This is a genomic window from Mesorhizobium sp. M0833 (assembly GCF_040319905.1).
Classification (GTDB): Bacteria; Pseudomonadota; Alphaproteobacteria; order Rhizobiales; family Rhizobiaceae; genus Mesorhizobium.
The window spans coordinates 128,675-145,388 of the sequence record NZ_JAMYOQ010000012.1; the positions used below are offsets into that span (position 1 = coordinate 128,675).

Sequence of the window (16,714 nt, forward strand, 5' to 3'; positions counted from 1 at the left end):
ATGGATGATGCCAGCCACACCGCCGAGAGCACAGTTCCGGATTCCACCACCAACGCGGCGGTTTCCGGGTCAACGATTCCTGCCGACGAACTGGCGCGGCTGACCGACGATATCGTCTCGGCACTGAAGACGGTCTACGACCCGGAAATCCCGGCCGACATCTATGAGCTCGGCCTCGTCTACAAGATCGACATCGAGGACGACCGCTCGGTCAAGATCGACATGACGTTGACTGCACCCGGCTGCCCGGTGGCCGGCGAAATGCCGGGTTGGGTGGAAAATGCCGTCGGCGCCGTCGAAGGCGTTTCCGGTGTCGAGGTCAACATGACCTTCGACCCGCCCTGGTCGCCTGACCGCATGTCGGAAGAGGCACAGGTGGCGGTTGGCTGGTACTAGCATCCGACCAGACAGAGACTGGCGCACTTGCGCCGGGTACAAAACTTCACCATTTTAGGTGAGGAATCATTCGGCAGGCCTTGAACCTGCAAGAATGGAGAAGGAAAACATGGGACGCTTTGCCGTCATCACGATGACCGAAAAGGCCGCCGACCGGGTGCGCGAGATCGTCGCCACGCGTGAAAACGCGCATGGCATTCGCCTTGGCATCAAGAAGGGCGGCTGTGCCGGCATGGAATATACGGTCGACCTGGTGACCGAACCCAACACCAAGGACGATCACATCGAGCGCGACGGCGCCCATGTCTATGTCGCGCCCGAAGCAGCACTTTTCCTTTTCGGCACCGAGATGGATTTCGAGCAGACGACGCTGCGCACCGGCTTCACCTTCCGCAACCCAAACCAGAGTTCGGCCTGTGGCTGCGGCGAATCGGTCGAACTGAAGCCGGCCGATTTGAAGGCCTTGGCTGAAGCGCGCGCTTCGGCCTGATTTTTCCTTCTCCCCCGTTCACGGGGAGAAAGAACCTAATCCACCCACATTCCTGTTCGTTTGTGCCAGTCGGCAATCGATTCTTCCGGGTAGACGTCGAAGACCTTGTCCCCTTTGCCGATCTCCGGCTCGACCCAGTTCGCCTTGTATTTCAGCATGAGATGCACCTTCTCCGGCGGCTTTGGCAGGTCTGTGTCGATCGCCGAGGCGAAGGGGTGCACCAGCTCCGGCCAGGTCGGGTCGTAGAGCCAGAGCGCCGTCCCGCATTTCGTGCAGAAGTTCCGCTCGCCCGTCGAGGTTTCGCGGTGCGGGTGCTCGTCGTCCTCGATCTCGGCGCGGTAGACGCCGAGATGGCGCTTGCCCCGGATTTTCAACGTCTTGTAATCGGCGCCGAGATTGATGGCGAAACCGCCACCGCCCTGCTGCTTGCGGCAGATCGAGCAGTAGCACAGCATGAACGGCACCGGCGTGTGGCTTTCCACCTCGAAACGCACGGCATTGCACCGGCAGGACCCTTTGAGCAGAAGCGGCATGAGAAACTCCGACGAAACTGGTTCCGAACTTGTCAGGATGGTGCCGGTTGCGGCGATGACAAGGGGAAATCCGGATGACATGATCGCCGCATGGACAATGAGCGCATCGAAGAGCTTTTCGAAGGCCTTGGCCCGGTTAGCATCCGCAAGATGTTCGGCGGCAAGGGCATCTATTTCGACGGCGTGATCGTCGCCGTCGTCATCCGTGACGAATTGATGCTGAAGGCCGACGCGGAAAGCGCGCCTGAATTCGAAGCGGCCGGCTGCCGGCAATGGACCTATACCGGCTCACGGCACGGCAAGCTGGTGTCTATGCCGTATTGGAGCGTTCCCGACAGTGCCTTCGATGATCCGGATGAGATGGCGATCTGGGCACGCCGCGCCTACGAGGCAGGACGGCGCGCCGGAAAATAGGCTGCGTTATGCTTCGGCAATTCCGCGCCGCACTTCATGCCAGGTCCCGCGCCTCGGGCACGAGCGCCAGCGCCTCGACAAAGCTGGCACTGGTGAAGGCGGCGCTCTCGATGGCGAGCGCCGCGGCGGCGACGCCTTCACGCAACGCTTCGCGCAGCGTCAGGCCGCGCAGCAGGGTGGCGACCGTGGCGCCGGCCAGAGCGTCGCCGGCGCCGGTGGCATCGGTCCGCTTTTGCAGTGGCGGAGGCAGGACCGAAAAGGCGCCGGTTTGGTCGAAACCGAGCACCGGTCCGTCGCCGGCGGTCACCACGCCGCTCTTCAGGCCGGCGCGTCTCAGCCCGTCGACGACGCCTTGATCGTCAGCATCGATGTCAACGCCGGCGATCACGCCGGCCTCGTGCCGGTTCATGAAGGCCAACGCTAGAAGTCCGAGCACCGGCGTCAGCCGCGCCGCTCTGCTGGGCGAGACGGCAAGCGCAAACACCGGCTTGCCGGCGGCGAGTGCCGCCAGCCGCTCCAACGCGGAAGACGGCAGGTTGGCGTCGCACAGCACCGCGTTGGCCGAACCGATCGCTTCACGCACCTTGGCGCGGCGGATTTGCTTGGGAAGCGCCAGCTCGTAGAGCACCATGTCGGCAAGGCCGGCGATCAGCCCGCCATCGCTATCGATCAGCATCGTATGGCTTGGCGTCGCCCGGTCGAGGAACACCGCCGACAGGTCGGCAATGCCGGCCTCGGTGACGGCGCGCAAGACCGTGTCGCCAAGGGCATCGCCGCCGCGCACCGAAAGCAGCGAGGCCGAGGCGCCGCGTCGCACCGCCCAGCGCAAGGCGTTGAAGACGGCGCCGCCAACCTGCTCGCGCATCGTGCCGGGGTTCAAGGCGGCTGGCACGAAGGCGCCGGCAACCCGGCCGCGCCGCTCGATATAGGCGCCGCCCACGGCCAGGATCGTCGGGGAGTTCATCATGCCGGCAAAATGCCCTTTGCTGTTGCGCGGGAGGAGACTAGGTCGCTGGGCGGAACCCTGCAATCGCGGGTGCGATTCGGTTGGTGACGGCAGCGGCGCCGCATGCGAGGCGGGAGGCATTGGGAAGCAAATTTACGAAACAAAAATAGAACAAATATGGATATCCGTTATTTTTCAAATCCTTGCCGCTCATTGACAAATGAGAACAAACGAGGTACATTCTTTTAAGGATTGCGGGATTGTCCGGCCTCCATTGACGACCACGGGGTGATGTATCATGGCTCAGAATTCTTTGCGGCTTGTAGAGGACAAAGCGGTGGACAAATCAAAGGCTCTGGATGCGGCGCTGTCGCAAATCGAGCGTGCCTTCGGCAAAGGCTCGATCATGCGGCTCGGCGCAAACGAGCAGGTCGTCGAGATCGAAACAGTGCCGACCGGCTCGCTTGGGCTGGACATCGCGCTTGGCGTCGGTGGCCTGCCGCGCGGCCGCATCGTCGAGATCTACGGGCCGGAAAGCTCGGGCAAGACGACGCTGGCGCTGCACACGGTGGCCGAAGCCCAGAAGAAGGGCGGCATCTGCGCCTTCGTCGATGCCGAGCACGCGCTCGACCCGGTCTATGCCCGCAAGCTCGGCGTCGATCTCGAAAACCTATTGATCTCGCAGCCCGATACCGGCGAGCAGGCGCTGGAGATCTGCGACACGCTGGTGCGCTCCGGCGCCATCGACGTGCTGGTGGTCGATTCGGTGGCGGCGCTGACGCCGCGGGCGGAAATCGAAGGCGAGATGGGCGATTCGCTGCCCGGCCTGCAGGCGCGCCTGATGAGCCAGGCACTGCGCAAGCTCACCGCCTCGATCTCGCGCTCCAACACCATGGTCATCTTCATCAACCAGATCCGCATGAAGATCGGCGTCATGTTCGGGTCGCCCGAGACGACGACCGGCGGCAATGCGCTGAAATTCTATGCTTCGGTCCGCCTCGACATCCGCCGCATCGGCTCGGTCAAGGATCGCGACGAGGTCGTCGGCAACCAGACCCGCGTCAAGGTGGTCAAGAACAAGCTGGCGCCGCCCTTCAAGGTGGTCGAGTTCGACATCATGTATGGCGAGGGCGTCTCCAAGACCGGCGAGCTGGTCGATCTCGGCGTCAAGGCCGGCGTGGTCGAAAAGTCGGGCGCCTGGTTCTCCTACAATTCGCAGCGTCTTGGCCAGGGCCGCGAAAACGCAAAACTGTTCCTGCGCGATAATCCCGACACGGCGCGCGAGATCGAGCTGGCGCTGCGACAGAATGCCGGGCTGATCGCCGAGAAATTCCTTGAAAACGGCGGCTCCGAAAGCAGCGACGACGGTTTCGAGGACGACGCTGGGGTGATGTAGGGCAGGCGACGCCTCGCGGAGCCTCAGCCGGGTTTCGATTTGATGTTTTGATTTTGAGTTTGCGTAATCGATGCGTTTCGAACCGCCGGCCCCGTGCCGGCGGTTTGCGTTTGACGGCGGGGCAGAAGCCATTTCAAAGCGCTGGTGAAAGCGGGGATTTGAGCCCGTTTGGTGTTTCTGGACAGGCTGCGGTGCGACCGCTAAAAGGCCATGTCTATTTTCCGCCGGCAGCCGGCGGTTCTCTCGAAAAGGCAGTATTCATGAGTGGCGTCAACGAGATCCGGTCGGCATTTCTCGACTATTTTCGCAAGGAAGGTCACGAGGTCGTCGCGTCAAGCCCGCTGGTGCCGCGCAACGACCCGACGCTTATGTTCACCAATGCCGGCATGGTGCAGTTCAAGAACGTTTTCACCGGTCTGGAGAAGCGGCCCTATTCGCGCGCCACGACTGCCCAGAAGAGTGTTCGCGCCGGCGGCAAGCACAACGACCTCGACAATGTCGGCTACACTGCGCGCCACCTGACCTTCTTCGAGATGCTCGGCAATTTCTCCTTCGGCGACTATTTCAAGGAGCGCGCCATAGAGCTTGCCTGGAACCTGATCACCAGGGAGTTCGGGCTGAAGAAGGACAAGCTGCTGGTCACCGTCTACCACACCGACGACGAGGCGGCCTCGTACTGGAAGAAGATCGCCGGCCTTTCGGACGATCGCATCATCCGCATCGCGACTTCGGACAACTTCTGGGCAATGGGTGACACCGGGCCTTGCGGGCCGTGTTCGGAGATATTCATCGACCGTGGCGAGCATATCTGGGGCGGTCCCCCCGGCAGCCCCGAGGAGGATGGCGACCGGTTCCTCGAATTCTGGAACCTGGTGTTCATGCAGTATGAACAGGTGACGAAGGAAGAGCGCGTCGACCTGCCGCGTCCGTCGATCGACACGGGCATGGGCCTCGAGCGCATGGCCTCCATCCTGCAAGGGGTTGAAAGCGTCTTCGAAACCGACCTGTTCCGCCACCTGATCGACGCTGCATCGTCGGCGCTCGGCAAAGGTCCGGATGCGGACACCGTCGCATCGTTCCGGGTCATCGCCGACCATTTGCGTTCGTCCTGCTTCCTGGTCGCCGACGGCGTGCTGCCGTCCAACGAAGGACGCGGCTACGTGCTTCGTCGCATCATGCGCCGCGCCATGCGCCACGCGCAGTTGCTCGGCGCCCGCGATCCGCTGATGTGGCGCCTGGTGCCGGCGCTGGTCCGCGAGATGGGGCAAGCCTACCCGGAACTGGTGCGCGGCGAACAGATGATCACCGAGACGCTGAAGCTTGAGGAAACTCGTTTCCGCAAGACGCTGGTGCGCGGCTTGGGCTTGCTTTCGGAGGCGACGGAAAAGCTGGCCTCCGGCGACATGCTGGATGGCGAGACAGCGTTCAAGCTCTACGATACCTATGGCTTTCCGCTCGATCTGACGCAGGACGCGCTGCGCCGGCGCAACATCTCGGTCAACCTTGCCGGCTTCACCGAGGCAATGGAGCGGCAGAAGGCGGAGGCACGCAAAAGCTGGGCTGGTTCCGGCGAGGCCGCAACCGAGACGGTATGGTTCGCGGTGCGTGAGGAGACCGGCGCCACCGAATTCCTGGGTTATGAGACCGAGCAGGCGGAAGGCCTTATCGAGGCGCTGGTCAAGGACGGCAAGACCGTCGACAGTGCCGGCAAAGGCGACGCCGTTGCCGTGGTTGTCAACCAGACGCCGTTCTATGGCGAGTCCGGTGGCCAGATGGGCGATGCCGGCGTCATTTCGGGCGACGGGTTCTCGATCGAGATATCCGATACCCAGAAGAAGGCCGATGGGCTTTTCGTCCATCTCGGCAGGGTGGCCAATGGCACTGTCAAGACTGGCGCGACCGTCGAGCTGAAGGTGGACCACGCGCGGCGCTCCAGGCTGCGCGCGAACCATTCCGCCACACATCTGATCCATGAGGCGCTGCGCGAGGTGCTGGGTACCCATGTGGCGCAGAAGGGCTCGCTGGTCGCGCCCGAGCGTCTGCGCTTCGACATTTCGCACAACAAGCCGATCTCGCCGGACGAGATCGAAGAGGTCGAGCGCATGGCCAACGAGATCGTCGTTCAGAACGGCCCGGTGATCACACGACTGATGTCTGTCGACGACGCCATCGCCGAGGGCGCCATGGCGCTGTTTGGCGAGAAGTATGGCGATGAAGTGCGCGTCGTTTCGATGGGCACGGGCTTGCATGGCGCCAAGGCCAACCGGCCTTATTCGGTCGAGCTATGCGGCGGCACGCATGTCAGGGCGACCGGCGATATCGGCCTGGTGCGCATCGTGTCCGACAGCGCGGTCGCTGCCGGCGTGCGCCGCATCGAGGCGTTGACCGGCGAGGCCGCCAGAAAGCATCTCGACGAACAGGACAAACGGCTGAAGGCGGCCGCCGCCGCGCTGAGGATTTCGGCGGCCGATGTGCCGGCCCGCGTCGAGGCGCTGCTCGACGAGCGCAAGAAGCTCGAAAAGGAGCTGACAGAGGCGCGCAAGAAGCTGGCGCTGGGCGATCGCTCGCCAGCTGGTGTGCCTGCGGAAAACGAAACCATTGCCGGTGTCGGTTTTCTCGGCAAGGCGGTATCGGGCGTCTCGCCAAAGGATCTGAAACCACTGGCCGATGCCGGCAAGAAGTCCCTCGGCTCCGGCGTGGTCGTCTTTGTCGGCGCCGGCGAGGACAACAAGGCGAGCGTCGTCGTCGCCGTTACCGATGATCTGACCGGCCGCTTCAGCGCCATCGATCTGGTGCGCGTCGCGTCCGCGGCATTGGGCGGGCAGGGCGGCGGCGGGCGACCCGATATGGCCCAGGCCGGCGGCCCGGACGCCTCGAAGGCCGAAGACGCGATCGCTGCGGTGAAGGCGGCGCTGGAAGCTGCGTGAATCTGCACCAGTAAGGCCAGGCCGAAGTGGCAGCGGGGATGATGTGGCAACGTTGACCATGTATCAAGTCGACGCTTTTGCCGAACGGGCTTTCCAAGGCAACCCCGCTGCCGTTCTCATTTTGGAGGACTGGCTATCGGACGACGTGATGCAGGCCATCGCAAACGAGAACAATCTTGCTGAAACCGCGTTTGCGCGGCCGAGTGGCGAGGGTTGGGATTTGCGCTGGTTCACGCCGGTTCATGAAGTCGACTTCTGTGGCCATGCTACACTTGCGGCCGCCCATGTGCTGACTACGGAATACGATGGTCAGGGCGAAATGGCCTTCGCCACCCGGGTGGGCGAGCTGCGGGTTTCCCGGCGGGAAGGCGCCTATCAGCTCGATCTGCCGTGTTTTCCGCCGCGGCCCGTCGAGGACGAACTGACCTCGGCGCTGCAAGCGATATTGCCTCAGCGGCCGGTTGCGAGCTTCCGCAATTTCGAGAACCTGTTTGTCGAGCTTGCCGACGAGACAACCGTGCGATCTTTCGTTCCCGATCTGCTCAGGATCGGACGTTTTCATCCTCTCGGCCTGGTCATTACCGCGCCTGGGCAAGCCCATGATTTCGTCTCGCGTTATTTCGTACCCGGAGCTGGCATTCCCGAGGACCCGGTGACTGGCTCCATTCATGCGACATTGGTGCCGTACTGGGCTGAAAAGCTCGGCAAGACGCATGTATCGGCATTCCAATGCTCGCAGCGCGGCGGGCATTTGCTATGCGAACTGGCCGGAGATCGCGTGCTGATCACAGGCCGTGCGAAGACCTTCATGAAGGCGGAAATCTACCTTCCCGATTGAGCGGCTCGCCAATTCGGTGGCTGCTTCGCCTCAGCCAAGATCACGGTATGGCGCTTGGGCCGGGGCGGCGGCCAGATGGCGCAGGCCAGTGGCCTGGAAGAAGCGCCGCTGGAACGGCATAGCGCTCATCAGGGATGCCTTGATGCCTTCAGGGCACGCGTCATTCGCGTCGAGTCGCCCCAGGTCGACAGCCAAATCAGGCAGTCGGTGGTAACGGAGATCGCTGCGCGCAGGCAGTTCAGCAACGGTCCAGGCGACCTCAACTGCTCTTCGGCGTGACGGAGATGGGCAAGCTCTTCTTCGCGGATGGACAGGATGATGCCGTGCAACTCGTGATCGCGTCCGGTTAGAAAGAACAGCTGATCATCGAGATGTCGGTGCACCGCCGCTTCGACCGCTGCGGTGCAGGCCCAGATGCCTTGCGGGCCGAGCAGGGCAGTGAGGAAGCCTAGCAGCCAGCCGCCCCAACTCCAGAATTGCATCACGCGCCACGGTCGGGAATGTCGCAGCGGCATGGCTGCATGGAAAGCCGCGCAATGGCTGCGCTCGTGCCCAAGCATCTGCGACAAAGACGGCACGCAGTCCGGCCAGAAACGCTTCGCGACAAGAATCTGTGCAGAGTAGATTCTGATCGCGCCGTATTCGCCGGCGTGGTTGACTCTGACTATTCTGGCCACCGTCAGTACGTCCTGGTGGGAGAGTTCAGTCATGAATGCGCCCGAGAGTTAAGTCAGCCTGCCGGCAACGCTCGCACGCGCAGCAATGCGGGTCCACCAATCCCGAAGCTCGGCAGACTCGGCCAGCAGGGCTTGCCCCTCGGCGACCTTGACGAAATAGCTGATGATTGGCGCAGCGTGCAGGTCGGCCAGCGTCAGGTCCGTCCCCAACAGCCAAGGCCCTTCGGCTTTCAGCGACGACAGCGCCTGCAATGCCGTTCTCGCCTGCCGCAACCCGTTGGCGATCACGGCTTCGTCGGGTGGCGTTTTCTCCAGCCGCTCGACCGCGACATCCCAGACCATGGCCCTGTAGGCGTAGGCGTCGAGCAGGCCGGTGATCTGGTTCATGCGTGCTCGAGGCCGGGCTCCGACCGGCTGCAGCGCCGGGCCGTCAAAGGCTTCGTCGACATAACGCGCAATCGCGCCGGTCTCGTAGAGGCAAAAGCCGTCATGTTCGAAGGCCGGGATGCGGCCAAACGGCTGGTGCTCGAAGTACCAGCCGGGAATGCCGTCCGCGGCAAAGACGTCGACGGGCACCAGCTCGTAGCCGACGCCCTTTTCCTCGAGCACCAGCCGCACGATGCGCACATAGACGCTGTAGTCCGCGCCGTAGACGACGGGCTTGCCCATGTCGCGGGCTCAGGCCATCGCCTTCTGCAAATTCTCGTCGATCTTGTCGAGGAAGCCGGTGGTCGAAAGCCATGGCTGGTCGGGGCCGATCAGCAGCGACAGATCCTTTGTCATGAAGCCGGACTCGACCGTCTGGATGCAGACCTTTTCCAGGGTCTCGGCAAAGCGCTTCAGTTCGGCATTGTCGTCGAGCTTGGCGCGGTGCGTGAGGCCGCGCGTCCAGGCGAAGATCGAGGCGATCGAATTGGTCGAGGTCTCCTCGCCCTTCTGGTGCTGGCGATAGTGGCGGGTAACGGTGCCGTGCGCGGCTTCCGCCTCGACGGTCTTGCCGTCCGGCGTCATCAGCACCGAGGTCATCAGGCCGAGCGAGCCGAAGCCTTGCGCCACCGTGTCGGACTGAACGTCGCCGTCATAGTTCTTGCAGGCCCAGACATAGCCGCCCGACCATTTCAGGCTGGAGGCCACCATGTCGTCGATCAGCCGGTGCTCGTACCAGAGCTTCTTCGCCTTGAATTCGGCTTCGAACTCCGCCTCGTAGACCTCCTGGAAGATGTCCTTGAAGCGGCCGTCATAAGCCTTGAGGATTGTGTTCTTGGTCGAGAGGTAGACGGGGTAATTACGCAGCAGGCCATAGTTCAGCGAGGCGCGGGCGAATTCGCGGATAGATTCGTCGAGATTGTACATGGCCATGGCGACGCCGGGGCCGGGTGCGTCGAACACATCGTGCTCGATCACCTGGCCGTCCTCGCCGACGAATTTGATCGTCAGCTTGCCCTTGCCGGGAAAGCGGAAGTCGGTGGCGCGGTACTGGTCGCCAAAGGCGTGGCGGCCGACGATGATCGGCTTGGTCCAGCCGGGCACCAGCCGCGGCACGTTCTTCATGATGATCGGCTCGCGGAAGATGGTGCCGCCGAGGATGTTGCGGATGGTGCCGTTCGGCGACTTCCACATCTTCTTCAGCTTGAATTCCTCGACGCGCTGCTCGTCGGGCGTGATCGTCGCGCATTTCACGCCGACGCCGTATTTCTTGATGGCGTTGGCCGAATCGATGGTCACCTGGTCGTTGGTGGCGTCGCGGTGCTCGATGCCGAGGTCGTAATATTCGAGCTTGAGGTCGAGATAAGGGTGGATCAGCTTGTCCTTGATGAACTGCCAGATGATGCGGGTCATCTCGTCGCCGTCGAGTTCGACGACCGGGTTCGCCACCTTGATCTTCGCCATGAAAAGAATGCCTCGCTTTTGGGGAACGGAACGGCCTTGCCCGCACGGCTGCCGGCCCTGGGATGCGGCCCGTATATCAAAGGCTTTTTGGCCGCGCAAACGGCGAACCGCGCCGTAGTGCCGGCATTCTTTGCCAAAGCTTCATTTTCGCCGCCAAATGTGGCAGGAGACTGCGAAATGCCGCAAACAGCAGTTCACTGACAACCATGGCCGCTACCCAGGATCCCGACACCCCTCTTGCCTCCGGAACGCCTGCGTCCGGACCGGCGATCATCCTGGTCGAGCCGCAGCTCGGCGAGAATATCGGCATGGTTGCGCGCGCCATGGCCAATTTCGGGCTTGCCGAGCTGCGGCTCGTCAATCCGCGCGACGGCTGGCCGAGCGACAAGGCGCGTGCCGCCGCAAGTCGCGCCGACCACCTCATCGATGCCGTCACGGTGTTCGACGACCTGGCCTCGGCGGTCGGCGATTTGAACTTCGTCTTCGCCACCACGGCGCGCGCGCGCGACAATTTCAAGCCGGTGCGCGGTCCGGTCGAGGCGGGCAGGGCGCTGCGGGCGCGGCAGCGGGCCGGCCAGCGCACCGGCATCCTGTTCGGCCGCGAGCGCTTCGGCCTCTATAATGACGAGGTCGGCCTTGCCGACGAGATCGTCACCTTCCCCGTCGATCCAGCCTTCTCCTCGCTCAACATCGCCCAGGCGGCCCTGCTGATGTCCTATGAATGGATGAAGTCCGGCCTGGAAAACGAGACCATGACCAACTTTTCCGGCCCTGAAATGCCGCCGGCTGCCAAGGAAGAATTGCACGGCCTGTTTGCGTATCTGGAAGGTGCACTGGAGGCGCGCGGCTATTTCCGCCCGGCAGCGAAGAAGCCGAAGATGGTCGACAATTTGCGCGCAGTGCTGACCCGCCCCGGCTTTGCCGAGCCGGAGCTCAAGGTGCTGCGCGGAATAATATCATCGCTGGACAGGTTCTCGCCGGCCATGCCGCGCGGCGACGGATCGCCCGGCGACGATCCAAGGCGGCTCCCGGCGGCCGCGGCACGCGCTGCGAGGGCGAAAGACAAAGACTAGGCGCGCAAATGCAGCTGTCTTACCAGTAACCGAATTTTATTTGGTTTGATCCATGGTTTTCGAAACGATGGATCTCGGATGTTTAGCTCAAATATCGGTCGTCTTCGCTTTTTCTTCTATTCCGTGACTCTGCTGGTTGCGGAAATCGCGACCTTTGTGCTGTGTGTCGTGCTGACCATCGGCATCGAGGGCTTGGCCAATTCGAAACCAGGTCCTTCCAGGGAAGGGCTGGCCGCGGCCGTTCTCGTCGCCTCGCTGGTGATCGTTCTGTTCCGCGCGAATTTCGCCTGGCGTCGAAGCCGCGACGCGCAAGGGTCCGGTTGGATCCTTTGGTCGTATATCGTGTTCTCGACGCTGTTCGCGATCCTGCAGGCCGGCACTGTTCTTGTCGTAAAATTCGACGGCGAAGATTCGCATTCCGGTCTTAACCTGCTGGGATTAGCTCTTGTCGGGCTGTGGGCCGTCATCTTGGCGGCCAGGCCGGCGGGCGGTCGCTCTTCCGATATAGCGTCATCCCTGAGTTTCGACGATTTCGACCCGCCCGGGCCGCTACGCGGCACCGCGGCGCTCCATTCAGCGTCAGCCGCCGGCGTGACGGCCCAGGCTCCGCCCTACGCCATGCGCGCCGCACCGGTGCCGTCGAACCATCGCGCATCTCAACCTGCATCTCCGGCAATCGGCCGGCCGCGGGCCGGCGGCTTCGGCAAGCGGGGCCTTGTGTGACCCGTCTCGCCGCATCAAGGCCATGATGGTTCCACATAGAAGCGGCCGGGACAAAGCATCATTGGCCGAAGCAAAATGCATAGGCCGGCCTTCTCTCGTGATCTCGTTTTGTAATTCCCCAGCCCTTAGTGATTCCCAGCCCTTAGTGACTCAATGACCATGACCGATCCGTCGAGCGCCCGTCCGATCCTGATGTTCGATTCCGGCATTGGCGGCCTCACCGTGCTGCGTGAGGCGCGCGTCCTGATGCCTGACCGCCGCTTCATCTATGTCGCCGACGACGCGGCGTTCCCCTTCGGCGCCTGGGAGGAAACGGCGCTGAGAACACATATTCTGGAGTTGTTCGCTAGGCTGCTCGAACGGTTTTCGCCGGCCATTTCGGTCATCGCCTGCAACACCGCCTCGACACTGGTCATCGATGCGTTGCGCGAGCGGTTTCCCGGCCACCCTTTCGTCGGCACCGTGCCGGCCATCAAGCCGGCGGCGGAACGCACGCGCTCAGGCCTGGTTTCGGTGCTGGCGACGCCCGGCACCGTCAAGCGCCAGTACACGCGCGACCTGATCAGCAAGTGGGCGCAGAAATGCCACGTCCGCCTGGTCGGCAGCGACAGGCTGGCTGGATTGGCCGAAGCCTATATGCGCGATGGTTTTGTCGACGAGGACGCCGTGCGCGCCGAGATCGCGCCGTGCTTCGTTGAGCATGACGGGCTGCGCACCGACATCGTCGTGCTTGCCTGCACCCATTATCCTTTTTTGGCCAACCGCATGCGCAAGACAGCACCTTGGCCGGTCGACTGGCTCGACCCGGCCGAGGCGATCGCACGCCGCGCGCTGTCGCTGCTTGCCGATACCGAGGCCGCTTATCGCAGAGAGGCACTGCCGGAAGGGGCCGACCTTGCGTTCTTCACCTCGAACAGCGCCGATTTTCCGACGCGCCGGCTGATGCAGGGATTTGGCCTGGCGATATCCTGACCGCAAGCAATTTTCGCTTTGGGAACATCACACCAGACAATGCGTTTTCCTCTCATCGGAAACGGGAGAAACCATCATGCCAGCCACCTCAAAAGCCCAGCAGAAAGCGGCCGGCGCGGCATTGTCAGCCAAGCGCGGCGAGACCAAGAAGGGCGCGCTCAAAGGTGCGTCGAAGGGAATGTATAAATCCATGAGCGAAAAACAGCTCGAGGAATTCGCCGAGACCAAGCGCAAAGGCCTGCCGGAAAAGAAGTCGAAACACTGATCGACTGACCATTCTGGCGGCGGATGCCGGTCAATAAAAGGCCCGCGGCTGAGCCGCGGGCCATGAAGTCTCAACGGGCGAGGGCGAAAATTACCAGTTCCAGCCCCACCCGCAGCGCCGCACTTTGTAGCGGATGACCTTGCGATGACCGTGACGCCACACCACCTTTTTCTTGACCACGATGCGGCAGACCTGGTGATGCCTGTGCCCATGCCAATGCCGGGCCTGCGCTGGCTCGGGCGCGACCGCCATCGTGCCGGCCATCACCGCGGCTCCTACCAACGTAAGGAAGAACTTCTTCATGCGAATTCCTGCTCCTCTGACTTCAGTCCCTTCCTGATGCCGCTGGCGCAACCTCCCGCCACATCCGGCACGTTCTACAACCGTAACACTATCCGGTTCGGCGACTCGCGCCAGCCAGAAGCTTGACAGCGGTTAAATCTCCGTTTAACCAGCCCACCAACACCGGGCCGCAATGCCCGGTGGTTTTCTTTATGTGTGCAAGACGTTTGGGCAGCCGGTTTTACTTTCCCTATGTCTTGTTTGAAATGACGTGTCCCGTGGGTTTTCCGTCGCGTTGCGTGGAAAACCCTGTCAGGTCTCGAAAACGGAGGCCAGAGGAGGGCGCGTTTCCTTCACCCGGACCATAAGGTTCCGGGTGTGTTGTTTTGAAAGGGAATGCGATGAGCAAGCGCGAATCCGCGAAGTACAAGATCGACCGCCGTCTTGGCGAAAACATCTGGGGCCGCCCGAAGTCCCCGGTCAACAAGCGTGAATACGGCCCCGGCCAGCATGGCCAGCGCCGCAAGGGCAAGCTTTCCGATTTCGGCCTGCAGCTGCGCGCCAAGCAGAAGCTGAAGGGCCACTATGGCGACGTTTCGGAGAAGCAGTTCCGCAAGGTCTATGAAGAGGCGGACCGCCGCAAGGGCGACACCTCGGAGAACCTGATCGGCTTGCTCGAATCGCGCCTCGACGCCGTCGTCTACCGCTCCAAATTCGTGCCGACCATCTTTGCGGCGCGCCAGTTCGTCAATCACGGCCACATCAACGTCAATGGCAAGCGCGTCAACATCGGCTCGTACCGTTGCAAGCCGGGCGATGTCATCGAAGTGCGCGAGAAGTCGAAGCAGCTGGTCATCGTGCTGGAATCGGTGGGCCTGGCCGAGCGCGACGTGCCCGATTACATCGAGGCCGACCACAACAAGATGACCGCGACTTTCACGCGCATCCCCGGCTTGGCGGACGTTCCGTTTGCCGTGCAGATGGAACCGAATCTGGTCGTCGAATTCTATTCGCGCTGATCGGCGCGTTCGTCACGACAAAACCGAAGGCCGCCCCTCCAGGCGGCCTTTTCTTTCTTCGTCCTTTTCAGGGACGTGAGTCGGAAATCGATTTCGATTTTCGATCCGATGCGCTACTGCGGGCGGCAACAGGACTTTAGGGCCGACGCGCCGTGAACATGCAGCCAGACGCCAAAACGCTTGACCCGATCGCCGAGGCCGAAGGCGGCTTTCATCCGCTGTTTGCCGATGTGCCGTCCTCCGTCGAGTTCAACAAGCTGCGCAAGCGGCTGTTGCGGCTTGCCCGCCAGGCGATCGACGATTTCGCCATGGTGAGACCCGGCGACCGTTGGCTGATCGCTCTGTCGGGCGGCAAGGATTCCTACGGCTTGCTTGCCGTGCTGCTTGATCTCAAATGGCGCGGGCTGCTGCCGGTCGAGCTGTTGGCCTGCAATCTCGACCAGGGCCAGCCGAACTTTCCCAAGCACATATTGCCCGATTATCTCGACAGCTATGCCATTCCGCATCGCATCGAATATCAGGACACCTATTCGGTGGTCACCGACAAGCTGGCCGAGGGCAGCACTTATTGCTCGCTGTGCTCGCGGCTGCGGCGCGGCCATCTCTATCGCATTGCCCGCGAGGAGGGCTGCTCGGCGCTGGTGCTCGGCCACCACCGCGAGGACATACTGGAAACCTTCTTCATGAACCTGTTCCATGGCGGGCGCCTGGCCGCCATGCCGCCGAAGCTGCTCAATGACGAAGGCGATGTCATGGTGCTGCGGCCGCTCGCCTATTGTGCGGAAGCCGATCTCGAGAAATTCGCCGGCGCCATGAAATTCCCGATCATTCCGTGCGATCTGTGCGGTAGCCAGGAAGGTCTGCAGCGCAACGCCATGAAGGCGATGCTCGACGACATCGAGAAGCGCATGCCCGGCCGCAAGGACACGATGATCCGCGCCATGACCAATGTGCGGCGTTCGCATCTGCTCGACAGGAAACTGTTCGATTTCGCCGCCCTCAACGAAACCCTCACCACTAGGCGTCCCGATGACATTTGAAGATAGCGCGATCGACTGGCTTGCCGACCTTCTGTCGGAAGCCGCCGTCGCCGAGATCATGCCGCGCTTTCGCCGTTTGAGCGAGGGCGACGTCCGTCGCAAGACCTCGGCCGCCGATCTCGTCACCGAGGCCGACGTCAATGCCGAACGGCTCATCACCGCCAGCCTGCGCCAGCGTTATCCCCACGCAATGATCGTCGGCGAGGAGGCCTGCTCCGACGACCCGACGCTGCTCGACGGTCTCGGCGATGCCGAACTCGCCTTCGTCATCGACCCGGTCGACGGCACTTTCAACTTCGCCTCCGGCGTGCCGCTGTTCGGCGTCATGCTTGGCGTCGTGGTCAAGGGCAAGACGGTCGCCGGCATCATTCACGACCCCGTCGGCAAGGATTGGCTGATCGGCGTTAGTGGCGCCGGCAGCCATATCCGCCATGCCCATGGCAATCTGGAAAAGGTCCATGTCGCCAAACCGGCGCCGATGTCGGAAATGACCGGTGCGGTCTCATGGCACTATGTGCCCGAGCCGGACCGCTCACGTTTGGCGCGCAACCAGACTAAGTCGCTATCGCAGTTCAATTATCGCTGCGCCGCCCACGAATACCGCCTGCTGGCCAGCGGCCACGGCCATTTCGTCGTCTACAACAAGCTGATGCCTTGGGACCACTTGGCCGGCGTGCTGATCCATGCGGAGGCCGGCGGCCATGCCGCGCGCTTCGACGGCAGCGCCTATCTGCCGTCGCATGTCGGGGGTGGCTTGCTGGTCGCGCCGGACCGTGAGAGCTGGCGGGAGCTGCGCCGCGAGCTCTGGGCGGAATAGCTCTTCGCTGCCAAAG

Annotated in this window: 19 protein-coding genes; 13 read left to right on the plus strand and 6 right to left on the minus strand. The window is 62.6% G+C overall.

From position 1 onward, the window contains the following. A complete protein-coding gene (locus NKH98_RS16125; protein WP_352477345.1) occupies window positions 1-396 on the plus strand; it encodes an SUF system Fe-S cluster assembly protein in 396 nt (131 codons plus the stop codon). A gap of 109 nt (window positions 397-505) precedes the next feature. Further along, window positions 506-886, plus strand: a complete 381-nt coding sequence (gene sufA / locus NKH98_RS16130; protein WP_006206001.1) for a Fe-S cluster assembly scaffold SufA — start codon at window positions 506-508, stop codon at window positions 884-886. A 35-nt stretch (window positions 887-921) separates the two neighbouring features. On the opposite strand, the gene NKH98_RS16135 is transcribed toward sufA, so the two are convergent. Further along, window positions 922-1,419 carry a GFA family protein gene (locus NKH98_RS16135; RefSeq protein ID WP_352477346.1) on the minus strand — a complete coding sequence of 166 codons (498 nt, stop codon included), beginning with the start codon at window positions 1,417-1,419 and terminating at the stop codon, window positions 922-924. Window positions 1,420-1,509: 90 nt separating this feature from the next. On the opposite strand from NKH98_RS16135, the gene NKH98_RS16140 reads away from it, so the two are divergent. Then, complete coding sequence (locus NKH98_RS16140; RefSeq protein WP_254817632.1) at window positions 1,510-1,833, plus strand: TfoX/Sxy family protein; 324 nt, start codon at window positions 1,510-1,512, stop codon at window positions 1,831-1,833. Between the two features lie 34 nt (window positions 1,834-1,867). Here the strand turns inward: NKH98_RS16140 and NKH98_RS16145 are convergent, their stop codons facing one another. Next, the gene (locus NKH98_RS16145; protein WP_352899743.1) at window positions 1,868-2,800 is read right to left on the minus strand and encodes a carbohydrate kinase family protein; all 933 of its coding nucleotides are present in this window, start codon (window positions 2,798-2,800) and stop codon (window positions 1,868-1,870) included. A 277-nt stretch (window positions 2,801-3,077) separates the two neighbouring features. On the opposite strand from NKH98_RS16145, the gene recA reads away from it, so the two are divergent. The 3 genes from recA (at window position 3,078) to NKH98_RS16160 (ending at window position 7,940) form a co-directional block, all read left to right on the plus strand. Beyond that, entirely contained in the window at window positions 3,078-4,175 is a 1,098-nt protein-coding gene (recA, locus tag NKH98_RS16150) for a recombinase RecA (RefSeq protein WP_023674696.1), read from the plus strand. A 260-nt stretch (window positions 4,176-4,435) separates the two neighbouring features. Then, the gene (alaS, locus tag NKH98_RS16155) at window positions 4,436-7,102 is read left to right on the plus strand and encodes an alanine--tRNA ligase (protein ID WP_352506438.1); all 2,667 of its coding nucleotides are present in this window, start codon (window positions 4,436-4,438) and stop codon (window positions 7,100-7,102) included. A gap of 58 nt (window positions 7,103-7,160) precedes the next feature. Further along, window positions 7,161-7,940 (plus strand): PhzF family phenazine biosynthesis protein, encoded by a 780-nt coding sequence (locus NKH98_RS16160; protein ID WP_352506568.1) that lies wholly within the window; start codon window positions 7,161-7,163, stop codon window positions 7,938-7,940. A gap of 128 nt (window positions 7,941-8,068) precedes the next feature. Here the strand turns inward: NKH98_RS16160 and NKH98_RS16165 are convergent, their stop codons facing one another. From NKH98_RS16165 to NKH98_RS16175, 3 genes are read right to left on the minus strand one after another with little or no spacing between them, the layout of a single operon-like run. Continuing rightward, on the minus strand, window positions 8,069-8,650 hold the full coding sequence (locus NKH98_RS16165; RefSeq protein WP_352899746.1) for a demethoxyubiquinone hydroxylase family protein: 582 nt from the start codon (window positions 8,648-8,650) through the stop codon (window positions 8,069-8,071). A gap of 15 nt (window positions 8,651-8,665) precedes the next feature. Continuing rightward, window positions 8,666-9,286, minus strand: coding sequence for a glutathione S-transferase family protein (locus NKH98_RS16170; protein ID WP_352899749.1), 621 nt, complete (start codon window positions 9,284-9,286; stop codon window positions 8,666-8,668). Window positions 9,287-9,295: 9 nt separating this feature from the next. Next, a complete protein-coding gene (locus tag NKH98_RS16175; RefSeq protein WP_352506435.1) occupies window positions 9,296-10,507 on the minus strand; it encodes an NADP-dependent isocitrate dehydrogenase in 1,212 nt (403 codons plus the stop codon). A gap of 206 nt (window positions 10,508-10,713) precedes the next feature. Here NKH98_RS16175 and NKH98_RS16180 point away from each other — a divergent pair, with 206 nt between their 5' ends. From NKH98_RS16180 to NKH98_RS16195, 4 genes are all read left to right on the plus strand, one after another. After that, a complete protein-coding gene (locus NKH98_RS16180; protein ID WP_352690855.1) occupies window positions 10,714-11,580 on the plus strand; it encodes an RNA methyltransferase in 867 nt (288 codons plus the stop codon). A gap of 78 nt (window positions 11,581-11,658) precedes the next feature. Beyond that, a complete protein-coding gene (locus tag NKH98_RS16185) occupies window positions 11,659-12,303 on the plus strand; it encodes a DUF805 domain-containing protein (RefSeq protein WP_352506433.1) in 645 nt (214 codons plus the stop codon). A 159-nt stretch (window positions 12,304-12,462) separates the two neighbouring features. Further along, a complete protein-coding gene (gene murI / locus NKH98_RS16190; protein ID WP_352477507.1) occupies window positions 12,463-13,275 on the plus strand; it encodes a glutamate racemase in 813 nt (270 codons plus the stop codon). 76 nt (window positions 13,276-13,351) lie between these two features. Then, a complete protein-coding gene (locus NKH98_RS16195; RefSeq protein ID WP_023674705.1) occupies window positions 13,352-13,540 on the plus strand; it encodes a DUF3008 family protein in 189 nt (62 codons plus the stop codon). 90 nt (window positions 13,541-13,630) lie between these two features. Here NKH98_RS16195 and NKH98_RS16200 read toward each other — a convergent pair whose 3' ends face one another. Beyond that, window positions 13,631-13,843: a hypothetical protein gene (locus NKH98_RS16200; protein WP_023674706.1), complete on the minus strand. Its 213-nt coding sequence runs from the start codon at window positions 13,841-13,843 to the stop codon at window positions 13,631-13,633. Window positions 13,844-14,223: 380 nt separating this feature from the next. On the opposite strand from NKH98_RS16200, the gene rpsD reads away from it, so the two are divergent. From rpsD to NKH98_RS16215, 3 genes are all read left to right on the plus strand, one after another. Further along, on the plus strand, window positions 14,224-14,841 hold the full coding sequence (rpsD, locus tag NKH98_RS16205; protein ID WP_352506432.1) for a 30S ribosomal protein S4: 618 nt from the start codon (window positions 14,224-14,226) through the stop codon (window positions 14,839-14,841). A gap of 158 nt (window positions 14,842-14,999) precedes the next feature. Beyond that, entirely contained in the window at window positions 15,000-15,881 is an 882-nt protein-coding gene (gene ttcA, locus NKH98_RS16210) for a tRNA 2-thiocytidine(32) synthetase TtcA (RefSeq protein ID WP_352506567.1), read from the plus strand. Continuing rightward, window positions 15,871-16,698, plus strand: a complete 828-nt coding sequence (locus tag NKH98_RS16215; RefSeq protein ID WP_352506431.1) for an inositol monophosphatase family protein — start codon at window positions 15,871-15,873, stop codon at window positions 16,696-16,698. The genes ttcA and NKH98_RS16215 overlap by 11 nt, the downstream gene beginning before the upstream one ends. Window positions 16,699-16,714 lie beyond the last annotated feature (16 nt).